16 protein-coding genes are annotated in these 19,031 nt (G+C 63.5%); 8 read left to right on the top strand and 8 right to left on the bottom strand.

Going from position 1 to position 19,031, the window contains the following annotated elements:
- Window positions 1-65: 65 nt before the first annotated feature.
- Window positions 66-245, bottom strand: coding sequence for a hypothetical protein (locus LPA34_RS12410; RefSeq protein ID WP_228978430.1), 180 nt, complete (start codon window positions 243-245; stop codon window positions 66-68).
- A gap of 250 nt (window positions 246-495) precedes the next feature.
- Between LPA34_RS12410 and LPA34_RS12405 the strand changes: the two genes are divergently transcribed.
- From LPA34_RS12405 to LPA34_RS12380, 6 genes are all read left to right on the top strand, one after another.
- Complete coding sequence (locus tag LPA34_RS12405) at window positions 496-975, top strand: nuclear transport factor 2 family protein (protein ID WP_228978429.1); 480 nt, start codon at window positions 496-498, stop codon at window positions 973-975.
- A gap of 50 nt (window positions 976-1,025) precedes the next feature.
- Window positions 1,026-1,559 (top strand): DUF3455 domain-containing protein, encoded by a 534-nt coding sequence (locus tag LPA34_RS12400; protein WP_228978426.1) that lies wholly within the window; start codon window positions 1,026-1,028, stop codon window positions 1,557-1,559.
- A 505-nt stretch (window positions 1,560-2,064) separates the two neighbouring features.
- Window positions 2,065-4,023 (top strand): amylo-alpha-1,6-glucosidase, encoded by a 1,959-nt coding sequence (locus LPA34_RS12395; RefSeq protein WP_228978424.1) that lies wholly within the window; start codon window positions 2,065-2,067, stop codon window positions 4,021-4,023.
- Between the two features lie 67 nt (window positions 4,024-4,090).
- Complete coding sequence (locus LPA34_RS12390; RefSeq protein ID WP_228978421.1) at window positions 4,091-6,835, top strand: MGH1-like glycoside hydrolase domain-containing protein; 2,745 nt, start codon at window positions 4,091-4,093, stop codon at window positions 6,833-6,835.
- A 127-nt stretch (window positions 6,836-6,962) separates the two neighbouring features.
- Window positions 6,963-8,582 (top strand): glucose-6-phosphate dehydrogenase, encoded by a 1,620-nt coding sequence (gene zwf / locus LPA34_RS12385; RefSeq protein ID WP_228978420.1) that lies wholly within the window; start codon window positions 6,963-6,965, stop codon window positions 8,580-8,582.
- Window positions 8,583-8,624: 42 nt separating this feature from the next.
- Window positions 8,625-9,422 carry an ROK family protein gene (locus LPA34_RS12380; RefSeq protein WP_228978504.1) on the top strand — a complete coding sequence of 266 codons (798 nt, stop codon included), beginning with the start codon at window positions 8,625-8,627 and terminating at the stop codon, window positions 9,420-9,422.
- Window positions 9,423-9,487: 65 nt separating this feature from the next.
- Here LPA34_RS12380 and LPA34_RS12375 read toward each other — a convergent pair whose 3' ends face one another.
- On the bottom strand, window positions 9,488-10,876 hold the full coding sequence (locus LPA34_RS12375) for a hemolysin family protein (RefSeq protein WP_228978419.1): 1,389 nt from the start codon (window positions 10,874-10,876) through the stop codon (window positions 9,488-9,490).
- Window positions 10,877-10,964: 88 nt separating this feature from the next.
- The gene (locus tag LPA34_RS12370; protein WP_228978417.1) at window positions 10,965-11,744 is read right to left on the bottom strand and encodes a sensor histidine kinase; all 780 of its coding nucleotides are present in this window, start codon (window positions 11,742-11,744) and stop codon (window positions 10,965-10,967) included.
- Window positions 11,745-11,925: 181 nt separating this feature from the next.
- On the opposite strand from LPA34_RS12370, the gene LPA34_RS12365 reads away from it, so the two are divergent.
- Complete coding sequence (locus LPA34_RS12365) at window positions 11,926-12,267, top strand: FKBP-type peptidyl-prolyl cis-trans isomerase (RefSeq protein WP_090536727.1); 342 nt, start codon at window positions 11,926-11,928, stop codon at window positions 12,265-12,267.
- A gap of 14 nt (window positions 12,268-12,281) precedes the next feature.
- Window positions 12,282-13,073, top strand: a complete 792-nt coding sequence (locus tag LPA34_RS12360; RefSeq protein ID WP_228978415.1) for an AraC family transcriptional regulator — start codon at window positions 12,282-12,284, stop codon at window positions 13,071-13,073.
- Window positions 13,074-13,152: 79 nt separating this feature from the next.
- Here the strand turns inward: LPA34_RS12360 and LPA34_RS12355 are convergent, their stop codons facing one another.
- From LPA34_RS12355 to folC, 5 genes are all read right to left on the bottom strand, one after another.
- On the bottom strand, window positions 13,153-14,343 hold the full coding sequence (locus LPA34_RS12355; protein WP_228978414.1) for an O-succinylhomoserine sulfhydrylase: 1,191 nt from the start codon (window positions 14,341-14,343) through the stop codon (window positions 13,153-13,155).
- A gap of 285 nt (window positions 14,344-14,628) precedes the next feature.
- Window positions 14,629-16,176 carry an amidophosphoribosyltransferase gene (gene purF, locus LPA34_RS12350; RefSeq protein ID WP_228978413.1) on the bottom strand — a complete coding sequence of 516 codons (1,548 nt, stop codon included), beginning with the start codon at window positions 16,174-16,176 and terminating at the stop codon, window positions 14,629-14,631.
- Between the two features lie 114 nt (window positions 16,177-16,290).
- Complete coding sequence (locus LPA34_RS12345; RefSeq protein WP_228978411.1) at window positions 16,291-16,785, bottom strand: CvpA family protein; 495 nt, start codon at window positions 16,783-16,785, stop codon at window positions 16,291-16,293.
- 7 nt (window positions 16,786-16,792) lie between these two features.
- Entirely contained in the window at window positions 16,793-17,662 is an 870-nt protein-coding gene (locus tag LPA34_RS12340; protein ID WP_228978409.1) for an SPOR domain-containing protein, read from the bottom strand.
- 28 nt (window positions 17,663-17,690) lie between these two features.
- On the bottom strand, window positions 17,691-19,001 hold the full coding sequence (folC, locus tag LPA34_RS12335) for a bifunctional tetrahydrofolate synthase/dihydrofolate synthase (protein ID WP_228978407.1): 1,311 nt from the start codon (window positions 18,999-19,001) through the stop codon (window positions 17,691-17,693).
- Window positions 19,002-19,031: the final 30 nt, after the last annotated feature.

The raw sequence follows: 19,031 nt of genomic DNA, 5'->3' as shown, positions 1-19,031 counted from the left end.
CCGTATACATCGATGCAAATTTCAATCGTGATACAACGCCGACGGCCGGGGTTTTCCGATGTTTGTTACGTGGGCGAAGCCCGCTCAAGCAGACGCCTGGGAAAGTGCCGGTTCAGCACATGCTCGACGCACAGACCCACGATCAGCTCGGCACGTTCGAGATCCGATGTGAGCTTCAGAGCCGTAATCGTCGACACGAAATCGCCCGAAGGCTCACCGGGCCAGATCGATCGATCAGAAATCATGCGCCGACTGCGGACCAACCTGCACCTCCACGTGATATTCACCGCCTGTTGCCCTGACAGGAGCCGTTCGACAGGCGCATCGCTATATTCTATCGGATATAACGAAAAATGGTGAAACCCTTAGGAACAGGGCCCGCCACTGGACAGGCATCCCTGTTGCAGGCAACCTGTTGAACCGGCGAAGCGCAGCCTGCCTTGCCGCGGGTGTGCGGTGCTGCATGTTCAGGAATCACACGGGGAGATCATGAAAATGGACCATGCGAACGCTGCCCTGATCGAGCGTTTCTATCAGGCGTTCCAGCAGCTGGACGCAGAGACGATGAGCGCCTGTTATGCCGAAGACGTCGTCTTTGGCGATCCGGTGTTCGGCGAACTGCGCGGCAGTGAAGCCGGCGATATGTGGCGCATGCTCACCCAACGTGCGCAGGATTTTTCCGTTTCCTTCAACCAGGTCGATGCGGACGAAACCAGCGGCAGCGCGAAATGGATCGCCCGTTACATGTTCACGCAAAGCGGCCGGCCGGTGGTGAATCACGTCCAGTCGCGGTTTCGTTTTAGCGGCGGACTCATCGTCGAGCAGCGCGATACCTTCGACCTGTGGGGCTGGACGCGACAGGCACTGGGAATCAAGGGTACGCTGCTGGGATGGACGCCGTTCGTTCAGGGCGCAATCCGTAATCAGGCCCGGCGTGGCCTCGATGCCTGGCGCGCAAAGGCCGCGCGCGGCTGAAGGCACGTCTTCGCGCAAGCGGTTTGACCGGCCTTCGCTCCGGAGGACATATGACACGCAACGCTTATCGATCGGGCCGCCTGGCGCACCGCGTCATCACATGTTGCACCGGGCTCGCGGCGTGCTGCATCGCGACAGCGCAGGCAACTCCGCCGCCCGAACTGCAACCTGCCGGCGCACAACATGTCGTCGCATCGCTTGACGCTTCCGGCGTGCAGATCTACGTGTGCAGGCGCGACCAGAACAATCATCTGGCGTGGGTCTTCAAGGCGCCGCAAGCTGATCTGTACGACGGATCGGGAAAACTGGTGGCAAAACACTATGCCGGGCCGACATGGGAAGCAACGGACGGCAGCAGAATTACCGGCAAGGTGCTGCAGCAGATGCCTAATTCGCAGCAGCCGGGCAGCATTCCGTTGCTGTTACTGCAGGCAACCAGTGCAGGCGGACCAGGGCAACTGGCATCGGTACGCTACGTGCAGCGCTGGAACACGCGAGGCGGCATCGCGCCGCTTCATCCGTGCACGCGGGAAGGTCAGGAAGGCCGAAGCCCTTACCTCGCCGACTACGTCTTTCTCGACTGACGCGAACCCTTGAAACCCCGGAGCATTGCAACTTAACACGCCGGTGCTTCGGATCAACGGCTATTCGAGGTCATTGGTTATCACCTTCGTCTGCGGGTGAAGGGGAACAATGCGTCCGGCTGCTGCTGTCGCCCGGCTCATAACGCAGCGCGGCCGCCGACCTGACGGATGTCCGTAGCAAGGCCCGCCTGAACGTCGGCAACCGCGCCGTCCGGGGTGGCGTCCAGCGACACCGCCGTCGATGCGAATGCGCTGCGCGCTGCGTTCGCACATCGAAAGGTTGAGGAAAGAAAAACTACATGAACGGCGCTTGCGGCACACTGGGACCACGCACGCGCGCAAGCCGATAGAATCGGACATTGTCCGACCGATCCCACCATCGCAGACACATGACTTCGACGAACAACAACGTAACGGTGAGCCAGGCGCTGATGTCGCGCCGCTCGATTCGCGCGTCATTGCCTCACGCGATAACCGTCGACGACTTCGTGCGGTCCGTGAACCGATGACCCATGTCGCCGCGCCCATCGAAGCAGCACGACTCGAAGACGAATGGCTCGAAGCCGACGCCTTCGGCGGCTTTGCATCGGGCACGGTCGGCACGACACGCACGCGCCGTTATCACGCGCTCCTGCTCACTGCGTCGGCAGCGGGTCGTGTTGTGCTCGTGAACGGCATCGAGGCGTGGCTCGAAGGTAACGGCGCACGCTATCCGCTCACGATGCAGCGCTACGCGCCCGATCTCGTTTATCCCGACATTGCAGCGCGTATCCTGAGCTTCGACACCGCACCGTGGCCCACGTGGCGCCTGCAGATCGACACGAACACGGTATTGAGCGTCGAGATATTCGTCGCGAAGGCGACTGGCGAAACCGTGCTGCGCTGGCGGCCCGAACGAAGCCGTGCGCTGCCGGGCACGGGCAACCTGATCCTGAAGGTCCGGCCGCTGCTTTCCGGCCGCGACTATCACGCGCTGCATCACGAGAATCCGGCGTTCAACTTCAACGCACAGCAGGATCAGTCGCGCGTCAGCTGGCAGCCTTACGGCGATTTGCCGGTCATTCACGCATCGACAAACGGCACGTATTCGCACGCACCCGACTGGTATCGCAACTTCTGCTATCTCCGCGAGCGCGAACGCGGGCTCGATTTCACCGAAGACCTCGCCACGCCCGGTGTGTTTTCCTTCGATCTCGAGAGCGGCGAAGCGCTCATGATCCTGAGCGCCGATAAACAGGACACGCATAACCCGCAGCGCACAGAAGCCGCGAGTTATCCCGCACAACGCGCCGGCGAACTCGCCGATATCGAACAGCAGCGCCGCGCCGCATTCGGCTCACGTCTGCAGCGCTCCGCCGACGCTTATGTCGTGTCGCGCAACACGGGCCGCACGATCATCGCCGGGTTCCCGTGGTTCACCGACTGGGGTCGCGACACGTTCATCGCGATGCGGGGGCTGCTCATCACATCGGGCCGGCTCGCCGAAGCGGAGTCCATTCTGCTCGAATGGACCGGCACGCTCTCCGAAGGCATGCTGCCCAACCGCTTCCCCGACTACGGCAACGCGCCCGAATACAACTCCGTCGATGCGTCGCTATGGTTCGCGGTTGCCGTGCACGACTACCTCGCAACCGGTCATGCGAGTCCTGCAACGCGCACGCGCCTCCAGCAGACGGTCGACGCGATTCTCACAGGCTATTCGCAGGGCACGCGCTTCGGTATCGCAGCGGATGCCGACGGCCTGCTGCGCGCCGGCATGCCCGGCACGCAGCTGACATGGATGGACGCGCGAGCCGGCGACTGGGTCGTCACACCGCGCATCGGCAAGCCCGTGGAAATCCAGGCACTGTGGATCAACGTGTTGCGCATTGCGTCGGCATGGAGCGCGCAATGGCAGGACCTCGCGACACGTGCATCGCAGGCATTCAACGCGCGCTTTATCGATGCATCGACGGGCGCGCTGTTCGATGTCGTCGACGTCGATCACGTCGCGGGACAGGTCGATCGTGCGCTGCGGCCAAACCAGATCTTCGCCGTCGGCGGCTTGCCGTTCGCGCTGCTCGAGGGCGCGGCCGCGCGAGCCGTCGTCGAGCACGTGCAAACACATCTGCTGACACCTGTCGGTTTGCGTACGCTCGCGCCGTCGGATCATGCCTATTGCGCTCACTATGGCGGCGGCCCGTTCGAACGCGATGGTGCGTATCACCAGGGCACCGTGTGGCCGTGGCTGCTCGGCCCGTTTGTCGAGGCATGGCTGCGCGTGCACGGGATGAATGGCGTGAGTCGCGCTGAAGCCGAGGCCGGTTTTCTGGCGCCGCTTCACGCGCATCTCGATCACGCGGGTCTCGATCACGTTTCCGAGGTGGCGGACGGCGACGCGCCGCACACGCCAGGTGGCACACCGTTCCAGGCGTGGTCGCTGGGCGAGCTGCTGCGAGTGGAGTATCTGCTTGCACGCATCTGACCCGAGATAGCCAAACCGCGCTACGATGTGCGTCTGACCGCCAGGGCCCAAGCTAAAGGACACGTCTATGTCACCGCTGCGCGCCGTCAACATACTCGAGACCACCGAAGGCCGCCGTCTGCATTCCAGCGAATGCGCCCGCTGGCAACGCTGGGGCCCGTATCTCAGCGAGCGCCAATGGGGCACGGTGCGCGAGGATTACAGCGAAAACGGCACGGCGTGGGACTATTTTCCGCACGACCATGCACGCAGCCGGGCCTATCGCTGGGGCGAAGACGGCATCGCCGGTTTCGGCGACGACACGCTCAGCTGGTGCGTCTCGCTCGCGCTCTGGAACGGTCGCGACGCAATCCTCAAGGAACGGCTCTTCGGTCTCACGAACGAGCAGGGTAATCACGGCGAGGACGTGAAGGAGCTGTACTTCTACCTCGACGGCACGCCGACGCATTCGTACATGCGCATGCTCTACAAGTACCCGCATGCGGCGTATCCGTACGACGACCTGATCCAGGAAAACGCACGCCGCGGTGCCGACGTGCCCGAGTACGAAATCCTCGACACAGGTGTATTCGACGACAACGGCTACTTCGACGTCGAAGTCGAATATGCGAAGCACAACGCGGACGACATCGTGATGCGCGTGAGCGTCGAGAACCGCGCCGACAAAGCAGCTTCGCTCGACGTGCTGCCGCAGATCTGGGCGCGCAACAAGTGGTCGTGGAAGGGCCTCAAGGACAAACCCTCGCTGACAAAAAGCCCTGATTCGCACAGCGCACCGCATCTGGTCGGACGCATGCAGGGACACGATCCGCTCATCGTCACGGCGTGGGTCCAGCCGTCGAAAGATGCGACGGTTACGCCGGAAGTGACGTGGCTCTTTTGCGAGAATGAAACGAACGTCCAGCGGCTTTTCAACACGACCGGCCAAGGTCCGTTCAAGGACGGTTTCAACGATTACCTCGTGCACGGCGACGCCGACGCAGTGCGTCGCGACGGCGGTACGAAGGCGGGTGCGCATGTGCATTTCGAACTGGAACCGCATGCCCGCGCGGTCGTGTTTCTGCGCTGGCGACACGAGTCGGGGCCGGACGAAGTACCGCTCGATGCCGATGTACTCTTCGCGCATCGCATTGCCGAAGCAAACGAGTTTTATGCGGCCCTGCAGCACGAAATGGACAACCCCGATGCGCGGCTCGTTCAGCGTCAGGCGCTTGCCGGCATGCTCTGGTCCAAGCAGTACTACCAGTTCGACGTCCAGCGCTGGATGGACGGCGACCAGGCGCAGCCCGCCCCCGCCGCGCGCCGCAAGCGCGGACGCAATGCCGACTGGCGGCATCTGTGCAACGCGGACATCGTGTCGATGCCGGACAAATGGGAATACCCGTGGTACGCATCATGGGATCTCGCATTTCATGCGGCCGCCTTTGCGCTGATCGACCCCGCGTTCGCCAAGCGGCAGTTGCTGCTGCTCGTGAAGGACCGCTACCAGCATCCGAACGGTCAGTTGCCCGCGTACGAATGGGCATTCAGCGACGCCAATCCGCCCGTGCATGCGTGGGCAACATGGCGCGTCTATGAAATCGACCGTGCGATTACCGGCAAGGCCGATCGCGATTTCCTCGAACTGGTGTTCCACAAGTTACTGCTCAATTTCTCATGGTGGGTGAACCGCAAGGACGCCGACGGTCACAACATTTTTCAGGGCGGCTTTCTCGGCCTCGATAACGTCGGCATTTTCGATCGTTCCTCGCCGCTGCCGACGGGCGGCCACATCGACCAGGCCGATGGCACCGCCTGGATGGCGGCGTATGCACTCGATTTGATGCGTATCGCGCTGGAACTCGCGTACGCCAATCACGTGTTCGTCGATATCGGCGTGAAGTTCTTCGAGCACTTCCTGTACATCGCGGAGGCCGTCAGTTGCGAAGACGGTTGCGACACCGGCCTGTGGGATTCGCAGGACGAGTTCTTCTATGACAAGCTGCGACTGCCCGACGGCACGATGGTGCCGATGCGCATCCGCTCGATCGTCGGACTGATTCCGCTCTTTGCCGTGCACGTGCTCGAACAGCGTCTGCATGGCGACCTGCCCGGCCTGCGCGACCGGCTCGTCTGGTTCCTCGAACATCGTCCCGATCTGGCGCGGCTCGTGTCGCGCTGGAACGAACCTGGCAAGGGCAACAGCCTCCTGCTGTCGCTGCTGCGCGGACATCGCATGAAAGCACTGCTGCGCCGCGTGCTCGACGAATCCGAATTTCTCTCCGATCACGGCGTGCGGGCGCTTTCGCGCGTGCATCGCGACCACCCGTTCGTGTACGAACACAACGGCAACAGCTTCGGCATCAAGTACCTGCCGGCGGAATCGGATTCACGCGTGTTCGGCGGCAATTCGAACTGGCGCGGGCCGGTCTGGATGCCGGTCAACTATCTGCTGATCGAATCGCTCTACGAATTCCACCGGTATTACGGCGACGATTTTCGCGTCGAGTATCCGACGGGTTCCGGCCAGTGCTTCTCGCTGAATGAGGTCGCGGACGAACTCGCACGGCGCGTCACCACGCTGTTCCTGAAAGACCGCGACGGGCATCGTCCGGTGATGGGTGCCTATCCGCTGCTGGAGGCCGACCCGCGTTCGAGCGATCTCGTGCTGTTCCATGAATACTTTCACGGCGATAACGGCCGTGGCGTCGGTGCATCGCATCAGACGGGCTGGAGCGGGCTCGTCGCGCTGCTGCTGCAACCGCGCGAAATGGGCCAGTCAGGCAACGTGCCGGTCGCGGGAGAAGTCGAAGAAGCGCTCGTCACGAAATAGCCTGCTCCGTGGCTGCACATTGCCAGATTGCCGGCGCTGCGTGAGATTCCGCGCGATTTTTGAACTGTGCGGCTTCGACTGCGGTCTTTTCTATATCGCCCCATGCACAGCCTCAAGGAATAAACCCATGTCGAACGAAACGAATGCAGCGCAGCCAGCGAATACCGCGTCCAATGCCGGTGTCAGCACGAAAGCGGGTTCGGGGCCTGCAGGCGCCACGCTTCCGGCGGCGGGCAGGCATCCCGCGCCGCCGTGCACGCTGGTGATCTTCGGCGCGGGTGGCGACCTCACAAAACGTCTGCTGATGCCGGCGCTTTACAACCTGTCGGCGGATGGCCTGCTCGATTCGGGCATGAAGATCATCGGCGTGAATCACGGCGAACGCGAGACCGCCGAATGGCGCGACGACCTCAAGAAGTCCTTGCAGCAGTTCGCCGCCGACAAGGCGAGCAGTTTCCATACCACGCAACTCGACGAAAAGGCGTGGGACTGGGTCGCGCAGCGGCTGCAATACATGGCCGGCGAATTCGAATCCGACGACACGTTCTCGAATCTGAAGCAGTTGATCGGGACCGGGGCTGGCAGCAACGTGATCTTTTATCTCGCGGTCACTTCGCGCTTCTTCAAACCGATCGTCGAACGTCTCGGCCGCGCGGGATTGCTGAAGGAAGACGAAGGCGGCGGCTTCCGGCGACTCGTCATCGAAAAGCCGTTCGGCACCGACCTTGCGTCCGCGCGCGATCTGAACGCGCACATCCTGAGCTACGCGAAGGAATCGCAGGTCTATCGCATCGACCATTTTCTCGGCAAGGACACGGTGCAGAGCATTCTCGCCGTGCGCTTCGCGAACGCGATCTTCGAGCCGGTCTGGCGACGCGAGTACATCGATCACGTGCAGATCACGGCGGCGGAGACGATCGGCGTCGAGGGGCGCGGCCAGTTCTACGAACAGACCGGCGCGTTTCGCGACATGCTGCCCAATCACCTGTTCCAGCTGCTCGGCATGGTGGCCATGGAGCCGCCCAATTCCTTCGCGGCCGAAGCGGTGCGCGACAAGAAGGCCGACATCTTCGATGCGATCCAGCCGCTCCACGCGCGCGACGTCGTGTTCGGCCAGTACGGGAAAGGTCCGGCCGGCCCGGGTTATCGCGAAGAACCCGATGTCGCGGCGGATAGCCACACGGAGACGTATGCCGCGGCGCGCGTGTTCATCGAAAACTGGCGCTGGGCGGGCGTGCCGTTTTATCTGCGCACCGGCAAGCGTCTCACCGCGCGACGCACGGAGATCGCGGTGCACCTCAAAACAGTGCCGTTCCGGCTCTTTCGCGACACCCCCGTCGACACGCTGACCCCCAACGTGCTGACCCTGCGCATCGACCCGGCGCACGGCACGCGCTTTGATTTCAATGTGAAGGTGCCCGGTCCCGTGATGCAGATCGGCCCGGTGCAATCGGCGTTCGACTATGCCGACTTCTTCACGGAGCGCGCGAACGTCGGCTATGAAACGTTGCTGTACGACTGCATGCTGGGCGACGCCACGCTGTTCCAGCGCGCCGACAGCATCGAGACGAGCTGGGCCGCCGTGGAAGACGTGCTGCATCCGGAAAGCGGCCCGTTGCCCGTGGAAGGGTATCCGGCGGGCAGCGCGGGGCCTGCGCAAAGCGACGCGCTACTCGCCCGCGACGGACGCGCGTGGCGACCGCTCGCACCGGATAACGTTGCAAACACCGCCGCCCGGAAGAAGTAACGCGGCTCACACAACACGAAGCACGATAAGGGGATCAATGTGGTGACATCACGCAAGCCGAAAACCAGAAGTACAGCGGAGCAGATTCTGGCCGTCGACGTCGGCGGTACGGGCCTGAAAGCCGCGATCATCGATGCAACCGGACACATGCTGACCGAGCGCGTGCGCGTGGCGACGCCGCATCCGTGCACACCGGATCAGCTCGTCGATACGCTGGTCGCGCTGGTTGCGCCGATCGTCGCGCAATATCCGCCGACGCAGATCTCGATCGGCTTTCCCGGCTTCGTGCGCGATAACCGCATCCTGACGGCGCCGCACTTCGGCGTGACCGGCTGGCACGACATCGCGCTCGCGGACGATCTGGCGGCACGGCTGGGCGGACTGCCGGTACGCATGATCAACGATGCCGAAATGCAGGGTTTCGCCGCGATCGAAGGCAAAGGCATCGAGTTCGTGCTGACGCTCGGCACCGGCGCGGGCACCGCCCTCTTTCGCGACGGCGAACTGATGCCGCATCTCGAACTGGCGCACCACCCGGTGAGCAAGGGCCGCGCTTACGACGAATACATCGGCGATGCCGCGCGCAAGAAAGCCGGCGACAGGCGATGGAATCGCCGCGTGGAAAAGATCATCGGCATCCTCGCTTCGCTCGTAAACTACGACAAGCTGTGGATTGGCGGCGGCAACGCCGCGCGGCTGAAGTTCGAATTGCCGCCGAACGTGGCGATCGTGTCGAATGACGCCGGCATCGAAGGTGGTGCGAAGCTGTGGCATCCGCGTTCGGTGCGCGAGACGCGTCAGCTGCCGGACGCGAACGCGCGCAAAGGTGCGTTCGGATAACGGTGGCACTGCTTGTGGCACTGCTTGTGGCACTGCTTGTGCCGCTGCTTGCCGCCGGTTGAGCGTCAGCCGCCTTCGTCCTCGAATTCTTTCGGATAGACGCGCACGAGCACGATGCGCGGCCCGCGCATCTTCTTCACGACGACGTCGAAACGGTCGAACGACACGCGCTGCCCTTCAGCCGGCAAATCGTTGAGCGCCTGAATGACAAGGCCGCCGACCGATTCGGCCCGTCCTTCGTCGATATCGATACCGAGCGCGCGTTCCAGCGACACCACGGGCAGGCTGCCCTTGCCCATCAGCGTGCCGTCGTCCATCCGCGTCCAGTCGGCGTCGCCCTGACGGAACTCGTCGTGAATCTGGCCGACCAGCGCGCCGAGCAGATTGTCGAGCGTGAGAAAACCGATCGGCTTTTCACCCTTGTGCCCGACGAGCGCCAGATGCGGCGCGCCCTTGCGAAAACGGCGAAACAGCTCCAGCGCCGGCATGTTCGGCTGCACGTACTGCACGGGCCGTGTATAGGGCGAGAGGTCTTCCAGCACGCTGCCCGCCTGACGTGCCAGCAGCAGGTCCTTCAGATGAATCATGCCGGCGACGCGCTCGCCTGAAGCGTCTTCGAACAGCGGATAGCGGCTGAACCGGTGACGCGCGACGACCTGCATGTTGTCGCGCAACGGCAGGTCGCGGCGCAGACCCACCATCTCATGTGCCGGGCGCATCAGGTCGGAAACCGTCAGCCGCGAAAAATCGAGCGAATGGGCGAACGTGTTCCACTCGTCCTGGCTATAGGCGGCTGAAACAGCTGACGCGACCGACGCAGCCGACGCAGCCGACGCAGCCGACGCAGCCGCGATGCTGCCCGCCGCGCCTTCGCGGCGACCGCGCAGGATCAGCTTGAGTTCATCGTTCGAATAGTGCGTGTCGCCACCGTGATCGGCCGTCAGGCCGGCGATGCGCAGCACGGTGTTCGCGCTGGTATTGAGCACCCAGATCGCCGGATACATCGCCCAGTAAAAACCGTACAGCGGCATGGCGACCCATAGCGCGATCTTCTCGGCCTGACGGATGGCGAGCGACTTGGGCGCCAGCTCGCCGACCACGATATGCAGGAACGAAATACACGAAAACGCGAAGAAGAGCGAAATGCCGTGAATCAGCTTCTCCGATTCGACACCCACGAGCCCGAAGAGCGGATGCAGCAGTTCGGCAAACGCGGGTTCGCCGATCCAGCCAAGACCGAGTGACGCCAGCGTGATGCCAAGCTGGCACGCGGAGAGGTACGCATCGAGACGGCCGTGCACCCTGGCGAGCAACTTGCCGCGCAGGCCGTGCTTTTGCGCGAGCGTCTGCACGCGTGTTTGCCGCAACTTCACCAGCCCGAATTCGGCGGCAACAAAGAAACCGTTGAGTGCCACCAGCAACAGCGCACCCAGAATGGCGACGACCTGAATCAAGGCAGAAGGCTCCGGAAACAAAAGTCGCCAGTATAGAGGCTGAAAGATTGATGAAAGCAGATCCCCCGGCGGAAGCGCACGAATCCGGTCATGCGGCAGCGAGCGGAACGCGCAGCACGAGCGCCTCTTCATGCTGCTCGAACTTGCCGCCGTGGGCCTCGGCGACGCGTTTGCACAACGCCAGTACCCACGCAATGCGCCCCGCTTCGCGCGGTTCCTGCGCCTGGCGTCGCGCGAACGCTTCGAGCAGATGCGCAAGCGTGGCGTCGTGGAGCGCGGCCGGCGCCGGTGTGAACGCGACCGTTGCCTGCCACAGGGTGCCGTCGAGCGTGCTTTCGAGCACGACGCCGGTTTCGCGGGCGCTGGATTCGACGGCGAACGTCAGCATCAGCCACAGGGCCTGCGCGAGGCGCGCGGCGTCGCCGTTGAGCGGCTCGCCCGCGAGTGTCGAACCGGACGTGACAGCGACCGCGCGCGCCTGAGCAAACGGCGTGCGGACCGCGTCGAGCGCCGCGTCGATCATGGCGGGCAATGCAAACGGCGCGCGGTTAAGCGCAAGCGACTTTGTTTCGGCACGTGTCGCGTCGACGAGCGACTCCAGCAGCTTGACCTGCTGGTCGACGCCGCTGCGGATGCCGGCAATGGCGCGCTGCGCCGTGGCGTCGCCCGCATCGAGCTTGCGTTCAAGTACATAGGCCCAGCTGTGAATCGCGTTCAGCGGACTGCGCAGATCATGCGACACGAGGGACAACACATGATCGCGCATGAAAAGCGCGGCCTCGGCGCAAAGATGCGCGGTACGTTCACTGTCCGGCGAGACTGGCTGCGCCGTGGCGGGTTGCTGGGTGCCGCTGAAAAACGTTGTCACGATCGAAATCCTGGTGCGCAATGCGTGCGCGAAAACAAAGCCACATTATAGGCACGGGCGGTGCCGCGCCCGCCACGAAACGCCCCCGGCCAGATGGCATAGTCCGGATGGCCGGCTGGCGGGCGCAGGGGCAACGCGCCTACAATGTCGGTTTTGAACGATCTGTCTCGAGGAGTTCCCCATGTCGATTGTCACGACCGAATCCGGCCTGAAATACGAAGACCTGACCGAAGGCACCGGTACTGAAGCGCAGGCTGGCAAGACCGTCAGCGTCCATTACACCGGCTGGCTCACCGATGGCCAGAAATTCGATTCGAGCAAGGACCGTAACGATCCGTTCGCCTTCGTGCTCGGCGGCGGCATGGTCATCAAGGGCTGGGACGAGGGCGTGCAGGGCATGAAAGTCGGTGGCGTGCGCCGCCTGACCATTCCGCCGCAACTCGGCTACGGCGTACGCGGTGCGGGCGGCGTGATTCCGCCGAATGCAACGCTCGTGTTCGAAGTCGAACTGCTGGACGTCTGATCGCGTTCTGAAAGATGGGTCACCACGCTGCCGTCGCCAGGCCCACCGTTTCATTGCGCCGCTTTGGCGCGATCGAGGCGACCGATGTGCACGACTTTCATCAGGTCGTACTCGGGCTCGACGGCGCGATGGTGATGGCCGTGGACGGCGTCGGCCAGGAGATCGACAGCCGTTCGGCCTGGCTGATTCCAGCTGGCTCACGTCACGATTACGCGGGCATCGGCGAGAACCGGCAACTTGTACTTGATCTGCCGGCGGCGTCGCTCGCCGTGCCGCAACGGCTGTTCGACCGTGCACGCGCTGTCGGGATCGACGGCTCGCTGACGGAGCTCGTACGCACCGTCGCTGCCAGCGCCACAGGCGCTGCGTATGCCGGCGACGAAGCATGGGTGCGCCAGTTCAACTGGAATGCCGCTGCGCGGCTCTGCGCGGCGATTCTGTCCGATTCTGGCGCCACAGGATCAGGCGCCGGTGCGCTGCCCGCCTATGGGCTCGATTTCGTTCGCATCGACCGCTGGTTGCGCGCGCGCCTGTCCGAGCCGTTGCGCATCGCCGATCTCGCCGCGCATTGCGGCTTCGGGATGCGGCGTTTTCATCAGCTTTTCATCGAAGCGTTTGGCGAAACGCCTCATCGTTATCTGCAACGGTTGCGGCTCGATACGTCGCTTGCGCTGCTGGCGGATCCACGGCACACGCTGTCGGACATCGCGCTCGACATCGGCTTCGGCGACCAGAGCGCGTTCACGCACGCTTTCACACGGCGTTTCGGGCTTGCGCCCGGCCAGTGGCGCGCGCTTCAGCACTAAACGCCAGGCGCACGCACCAGGCCGAAGAAGCGCCAGCGCATGAGCAAAGCCCACGCCCCAACGCGCCATCTCACACCATTCAAACAGCCAGCCCGCGCGCCAGATCGTTGCGAATGTCGTCCGGGTTTTCGAGGCCGACAGCGAGGCGGATCAGCCCTTCCGTGATGCCCGCTGCCGCCCGCGCTTCCGGCGTCACTCGGCCATGCGTGGTCGTCGCCGGATGCGTGATCGTGGTACGCGTATCGCCGAGATTGCCGGTGATCGAGCAGATCTTCGTGTTGTCTATCACACGCCAGGCATTCGCCTGCATCGCTTCGGGCGAATCGCCCTTCAGCTCGAACGACACAACCGCGCCGCCCGCCTTCTGCTGACGTTTCGCGATCGCATATTGCGGATGCGATTCGAGGCCCGGATAGAACACGCGGTTCACGGCCGGATGCGCCTCGAGCCAGCGCGCGATTTCAAGCGCGTTCGCCGACTGCTTTTCCACCCGCAGCGACAACGTTTCCATGCCCTTCAGCAGCACCCACGCATTGAACGCCGACAGCGTCGGGCCCGTGCTGCGCACGAACGGAAACACCTTTTCCATGATGAACTGCTTCGAGCCGACAAGCGCGCCGCCCAGCACGCGACCCTGACCGTCGAGGAACTTGGTCGCCGAATGCATGACGACGTCCGCGCCCAGCTTCAGCGGCTGCTGCAACGCCGGGCTGCAGAAGCAGTTGTCGACCACGAACAGCGCGTTCACCGATTTCGCGATCTTGCCGACCGCTTCGATATCGGCGACTTCCGTGAGCGGATTCGACGGCGTTTCGAGGAAGAACATCTTTGTCTCCGGACGCACTGCGTTTTTCCAGGCGTCGAGATCGTTCGGATCGACGAAGGTCGTCGTGATGCCGAACCTGCTGAAGATCTGCGAGAACATGCCGAGCGTGGAACCGAACAGGCTCTGCGAACTGACAAGGTGATCGCCCGCCTGCAATGCCGCCATCACCACCGACATGATCGCGCTCATGCCCGATGCGGTGGCCATGCACGCCTCGCCGCCTTCGAGCGCGGCCAGACGGTCCTGGAACATCGTCACCGTCGGGTTCGTGAAGCGCGAGTACGTGTAATAGTCTTCGGAATGCCTGAAGCGGTCGGCGGCTTCGGCGGCGCTCGAAAAGCAGAAGCTCGACGTGAGGAAGATCGCTTCCGAATGTTCGTTGAATTCGCTACGCAGCGTGCCTGAGCGCACCGCGAGAGTGTCGAAGTTAAGGGAGTCGTCCATGTTCTTTCTGTTTCCGTTTTCCTGAGCTGGCGCCTGCACACGCACGAAACCGATCACGCGTTCACAGACGGCAGCGACAAAAAAGCCCGCTTTGCGTCGGCATAAGCGGGCTTCATGTGCGGGGGAAAGCTGGAGCGTCGATGGCGTATTGCTGTTTCACCACCGTTCGCTTTAGCTGTTTTGGGTTGCCCCGCGTCCGCAAGCTGAGTTCAAATCGACGCAAGCCGCCATCCTAACACGCGCGGTGCGTACCGTGCATCCGGCAATCGCGCCACGCATGCAGCCTTACTCGACCGACAGTTGCAGATGCAATTGCGAACGCGCGGCGCCGCCGTCGATCGCTTCGCTCGCCGCGTCGCGGTCCGATTGCGCGGAAGGCGCAAGACGAGCCCTCTCGATGCGATCGAGGTACTCGGTCGTGACATCGCCGGTGATGTAGTTGCCGTCGAAGCACGACGCTTCGAACGTCTTCAGCGCCGGGTTGATATCGCGAACCGCCTGCTTCAGCGCGTCAACGTCCTGATAAACGAGATGGTCAGCGCCAATCATGCGCGCCACTTCCTCATCGGTGCGGCCGTGGGCGACGAGTTCACCGCGCGTCGGCATATCGATGCCGTAGACGTTCGGGAACTTCACCGGCGGCGCCGCCGAAGCGAAGATCACCTTGTTCGCGCCTGCATCGCGCGCCATCTGCACGATTTCGTGCGACGTGGTACCACGCACAATCGAATCGTCGACGATCAGCACGTTCTTGCCCTTGAACTCGATACCCATCGCGTTCAGTTTCTGGCGCACCGATTTCTTGCGCACGGCCTGGCCGGGCATGATGAACGTACGGCCGACGTAACGGTTCTTGAAGAACCCTTCGCGATATTCGACGCCCAGCTTCTTCGCGACCTGCATCGCGGCCGGACGCGACGAATCGGGAATCGGCATCACGACGTCGATCGCGACGTCAGGCAGTTCGCGCCGGATCTTCTCGGCGAGGTAGTCGCCCATGCGCAGACGCACGTTGTACACCGGCACGCCGTCGAGCACCGAGTCCGGACGCGCCAGATACACCAGTTCGAAAATGCACGGGTTCAGGCTCGGGGCCGTCGCGCATTGCTGTGCGTGGAAGTTGCCTTCGAGGTCGATGAAGACCGCTTCGCCCGGCTCGATATCGCGCACGAATTCGAAGCCAATACCTTCGATCGCCACCGATTCCGACGCCAGGATCCATTCGATGCCCTCCGGCGTTTCCTGCTTGCCGAGACACAGCGGACGGATGCCGAACGGGTCACGGAACGCGAGCAGGCCGTAACCGACGATCAGCGAAACAATCGCATACGACCCGCGCACCCGGCGATGCACGCCCGACACTGCCTTGAAGAGCGCGGCCGGATCGAGTTGCAGGCCCGAGCTCGACAGCTGCAGTTCGTGCGCGAGCACGTTCAGCATCACTTCGGTGTCGGAGTTGGTATTGATGTGGCGGCGATCGACGCGGAACATCTCGTCTTTCAGCTGCTGCCAGTTGGTCAGATTGCCGTTGTGGGCAAGGATGATGCCGAACGGTGCGTTCACGTAGAACGGCTGGGCTTCCTCTTCGCTCGATGCCGAACCGGCCGTCGGGTAGCGCACCTGGCCGATGCCGGTGGTACCCGGCAGGCTGCGCATGTTGCGCGTGCGGAACACGTCGCGCACCATGCCGTTGGCCTTGTGCATGTGGAAGTTGCTGCCGTTCGCCGTGGCGATGCCGGCGGCGTCCTGACCGCGATGCTGCAGGAGCAGCAGGCTGTCATAGATCAGCTGGTTGACCGGGGATTGAGAAACTACGCCTACGATGCCGCACATGGCATGTCCTTCAAAGGTACACAATTCATAACGGCCGTGGACCGGTGCCGCCAGGGCAGCCGGACTCCGCCGGGGTGCTGCAGGCTTTCCGCGACACCTGCCCTCTGTTGAACGTCACACACGGACGTAGGCGGCGAGTGTCTCGGGAAGCAGCGGTTTCAGTTCCTGCACACCTTTCTCGGCGTAGGGCCGCAGCAAGGCGTGTTGCCAGAATTCCTGCTGGGGCAGTTCGGTCAGTCCCGCGAGCGCGACCAGAATCAGCACCAGAACGACCCCGCGCACGAGGCCGAACATCAAACCCAGCGACCGGTCGACGCCGGAGAGGCCGGTCGCCTGCACGAGCCGGCTGAGCAGCGCGTTCGCGACGCCTGCCACCAGCACCACACCGATCACGATCACCGCGAAGGCGATCAGCCACTGGGTCAGCGGGCCGCCCGGCCACGTAGCCGGGATATACGGCACGACATAGCCGACAAAGCGGCAAGCAATCAGAAACGCGGCAATCCAGCCAATCAGCCCGAACACTTCGGACAAAAACCCGCGCCACGTACCGCGTAGCGCCGACAGGCCGATGACCGCCATTACAGCGTAGTCGAAGGCAGTGAACATTGGCGGCTTACTGTGCAGCGCCGTTGTTCGCGCCTGACGTCAGGCCCGCTTCACGTACCTTCGCGATCGCCGCCGATGCCGCCGCCCGGTCCGCGAACGGCCCGGCGCGCAGCAACGTACGCATCGAACCGTCGGATTGCTTCCGACGCTCGGTATATGCGGGTACGCCCGCCGCTTTCAACTTCGTTGCCCAGTTATGTGCGCTCGCGTCGTCCGGAAACGAGCCGAGCTGCACGGCGAAACGACTGCCAGGCGGCATGGCCGGCGTGCCGGAATCGGCGTCTGCCGCGGCGGCGGTCGCCGCGGTCTGCGCAGGTTTCGTCGAGGGTTTTGTCTGAGGTGCCGGGTTCGCCGCGACAACCGGTGCCTGCGGCTTTGCCGGCTTCGCTGCCGTGTTCGCGTTCATCTCCGGCGCGGCGGCCTGTTTCGTGGCCGGTGTGGCCGGCGCCTTCGCAACCGCGTCCCGCTTCGCTTCAGCCGGAGCCGGACTCGAAGCGGAGAGCGCCTTGTCAACCGGCGGATTGTCAGGTGCGACACCTGCCTGCGTGTCTTCGGTGTCCGCGCTGGCCTTCGGCACAGGGCGGGCTGGAATATCGATCGAGATGTCGTCGGTGACGGGCTTCGGGTGCGAATCGAGCACCATCGGCAATACGACGACCGCGGCCACCACCAGCGCGATCGCGCCTACCAGCCGGCGCCGGGCGCGTTGCTTCTCGGGAAGTGTAGGGTCGAGCAGCATCGCATCCGCGTCGCTGGACCGCTCCGTGCGGCGGGTCCGCCGCTCCACCCGCTCGCCACGGGTGGTCCTGCTTGAACTGGAGTTTGCGCCACGCCGGCTGGGCGCGTCGTCTTTCTTACCGAACGAGAAAATTCCCATGAATGGCCTGGTTCGAGGCTGCGCGCGTTCAGTGTTGTTGCGATTTACGGTAGGCCATCACACCCGCCACCGTATAGAAGCTACCGAAAACCACGATTCTACCATTGTCAGGCACACGTTTTAGTGCGTCCTGAAAAGCTTCAGCAGGCGATTCGAAGCGTTGCACGCTGCTGTCCGGTCCATCCACGACACCCGCTTCGCGCAAGGCCGTCTCCAGCTGGACGGCGGAGGCGCCGCGCGGCGTCGGCAGATCCGTCACGCACCAGTGATCGATCTCGCCCTTCAGATGCTGCAGGATGCCAGCGATGTCCTTGTCGCGCATCGAGCCAAATACCGCGTATGTGTACGGAAAATAGCCCATATTGCCGAGATTCTGCGCGAGCACCGCCGCCGCATGCGGGTTGTGGCCCACATCCAGCACGACCGCCGGCAGCCCCGGCAACACCTGAAAACGGCCCGCCAGTTCGACGTTGGCGAGCCCCAGGCGGATGTCCTGCGCGGAAACCGGCAGACGGTCGCGCAGCGCTTCGAGGCCGGCGAGCGCCGCCGACGTGTTGATCAGCTGGTTCGCGCCACGCAGCGCCGGATACGCAAGCGCCGAGCGCCGCATCGTCCGGCCGACGTAGCTCCATTGCTGACGCTCGCTGCCCGCCTGCCCTTCGTAGCGGAAGTCACGGCCAAAGAGCCACAGGTCGGCGCCCGTCTTTTCGGCGTGATCGATCAGCGTTTGCGGCGGGACCGGATCGGCGCAGATCGCCGGCTTGCCCGCGCGGAAGATGCCGGCCTTCTCGAAGGCGATCTTTTCGCGCGTATCGCCGAGGTAATCGGTGTGATCAATGTCGATACTCGTGATGATCGCGCAATCGGTATCGAGAATATTGACCGCGTCCAGCCGGCCGCCAAGGCCGACTTCGAAGATCACCGCGTCCAGTCCGCGCGACGCGAACAGATGCATGATCGCAAGCGTCGTGAATTCGAAGTAGGTCAGCGAGACGGGCTCGGGCAGACTCCTGCGCGCCTGCTCCACGGCGTGGAAGTGCGGCAGCAGTTCGGCATCGGTAGCGTTCTGGCCGTTCACACGCGCGCGTTCGTTGAACGTCAGCAGATGCGGCGACGTGTGACACCCGACGCTATACCCCGCGCGCAGCAGGATCGATTCGAGGATCGCGCACGTCGAACCCTTGCCGTTGGTGCCGCCGACCGTGATCACCGGGCAGTCGAACGAGAATTGCAGCGCGTCGCGCACCTGGTTGATGCGGGCGAGACCCATGTCGATGCCGACAGGATGCGCGGATTCAAGATGCGTGAGCCACGCGTCGAGGGTCGAAAATGAGGTCATCGGTTCCAGCCGGACAAGACAGGTTAACCA

Source organism: Paraburkholderia gardini (genome assembly GCF_907164575.1).
GTDB lineage: Bacteria > Pseudomonadota > Gammaproteobacteria > Burkholderiales > Burkholderiaceae > Paraburkholderia > Paraburkholderia gardini.
The sequence above is the reverse complement of the archived record's forward strand: the minus strand, read 5'-3'. Positions and strand labels throughout refer to the sequence as shown.

Coding starts and splice junctions, on each gene's coding strand:
- LPA34_RS12365 (WP_090536727.1), top strand. CDS start 11,926: ATGTCGATTGTCACGACCGAATCCGGCCTGAAATACGAAGACCTGACC.
- LPA34_RS12360 (WP_228978415.1), top strand. CDS start 12,282: ATGGGTCACCACGCTGCCGTCGCCAGGCCCACCGTTTCATTGCGCCGC.
- purF (WP_228978413.1), bottom strand. CDS start 16,176: ATGTGCGGCATCGTAGGCGTAGTTTCTCAATCCCCGGTCAACCAGCTG.
- LPA34_RS12395 (WP_228978424.1), top strand. CDS start 2,065: ATGACCCATGTCGCCGCGCCCATCGAAGCAGCACGACTCGAAGACGAA.
- LPA34_RS12400 (WP_228978426.1), top strand. CDS start 1,026: ATGACACGCAACGCTTATCGATCGGGCCGCCTGGCGCACCGCGTCATC.
- LPA34_RS12390 (WP_228978421.1), top strand. CDS start 4,091: ATGTCACCGCTGCGCGCCGTCAACATACTCGAGACCACCGAAGGCCGC.
- LPA34_RS12410 (WP_228978430.1), bottom strand. CDS start 245: ATGATTTCTGATCGATCGATCTGGCCCGGTGAGCCTTCGGGCGATTTC.
- LPA34_RS12405 (WP_228978429.1), top strand. CDS start 496: ATGGACCATGCGAACGCTGCCCTGATCGAGCGTTTCTATCAGGCGTTC.
- LPA34_RS12340 (WP_228978409.1), bottom strand. CDS start 17,662: ATGGGAATTTTCTCGTTCGGTAAGAAAGACGACGCGCCCAGCCGGCGT.
- zwf (WP_228978420.1), top strand. CDS start 6,963: ATGTCGAACGAAACGAATGCAGCGCAGCCAGCGAATACCGCGTCCAAT.
- LPA34_RS12345 (WP_228978411.1), bottom strand. CDS start 16,785: ATGTTCACTGCCTTCGACTACGCTGTAATGGCGGTCATCGGCCTGTCG.
- folC (WP_228978407.1), bottom strand. CDS start 19,001: ATGACCTCATTTTCGACCCTCGACGCGTGGCTCACGCATCTTGAATCC.
- LPA34_RS12355 (WP_228978414.1), bottom strand. CDS start 14,343: ATGGACGACTCCCTTAACTTCGACACTCTCGCGGTGCGCTCAGGCACG.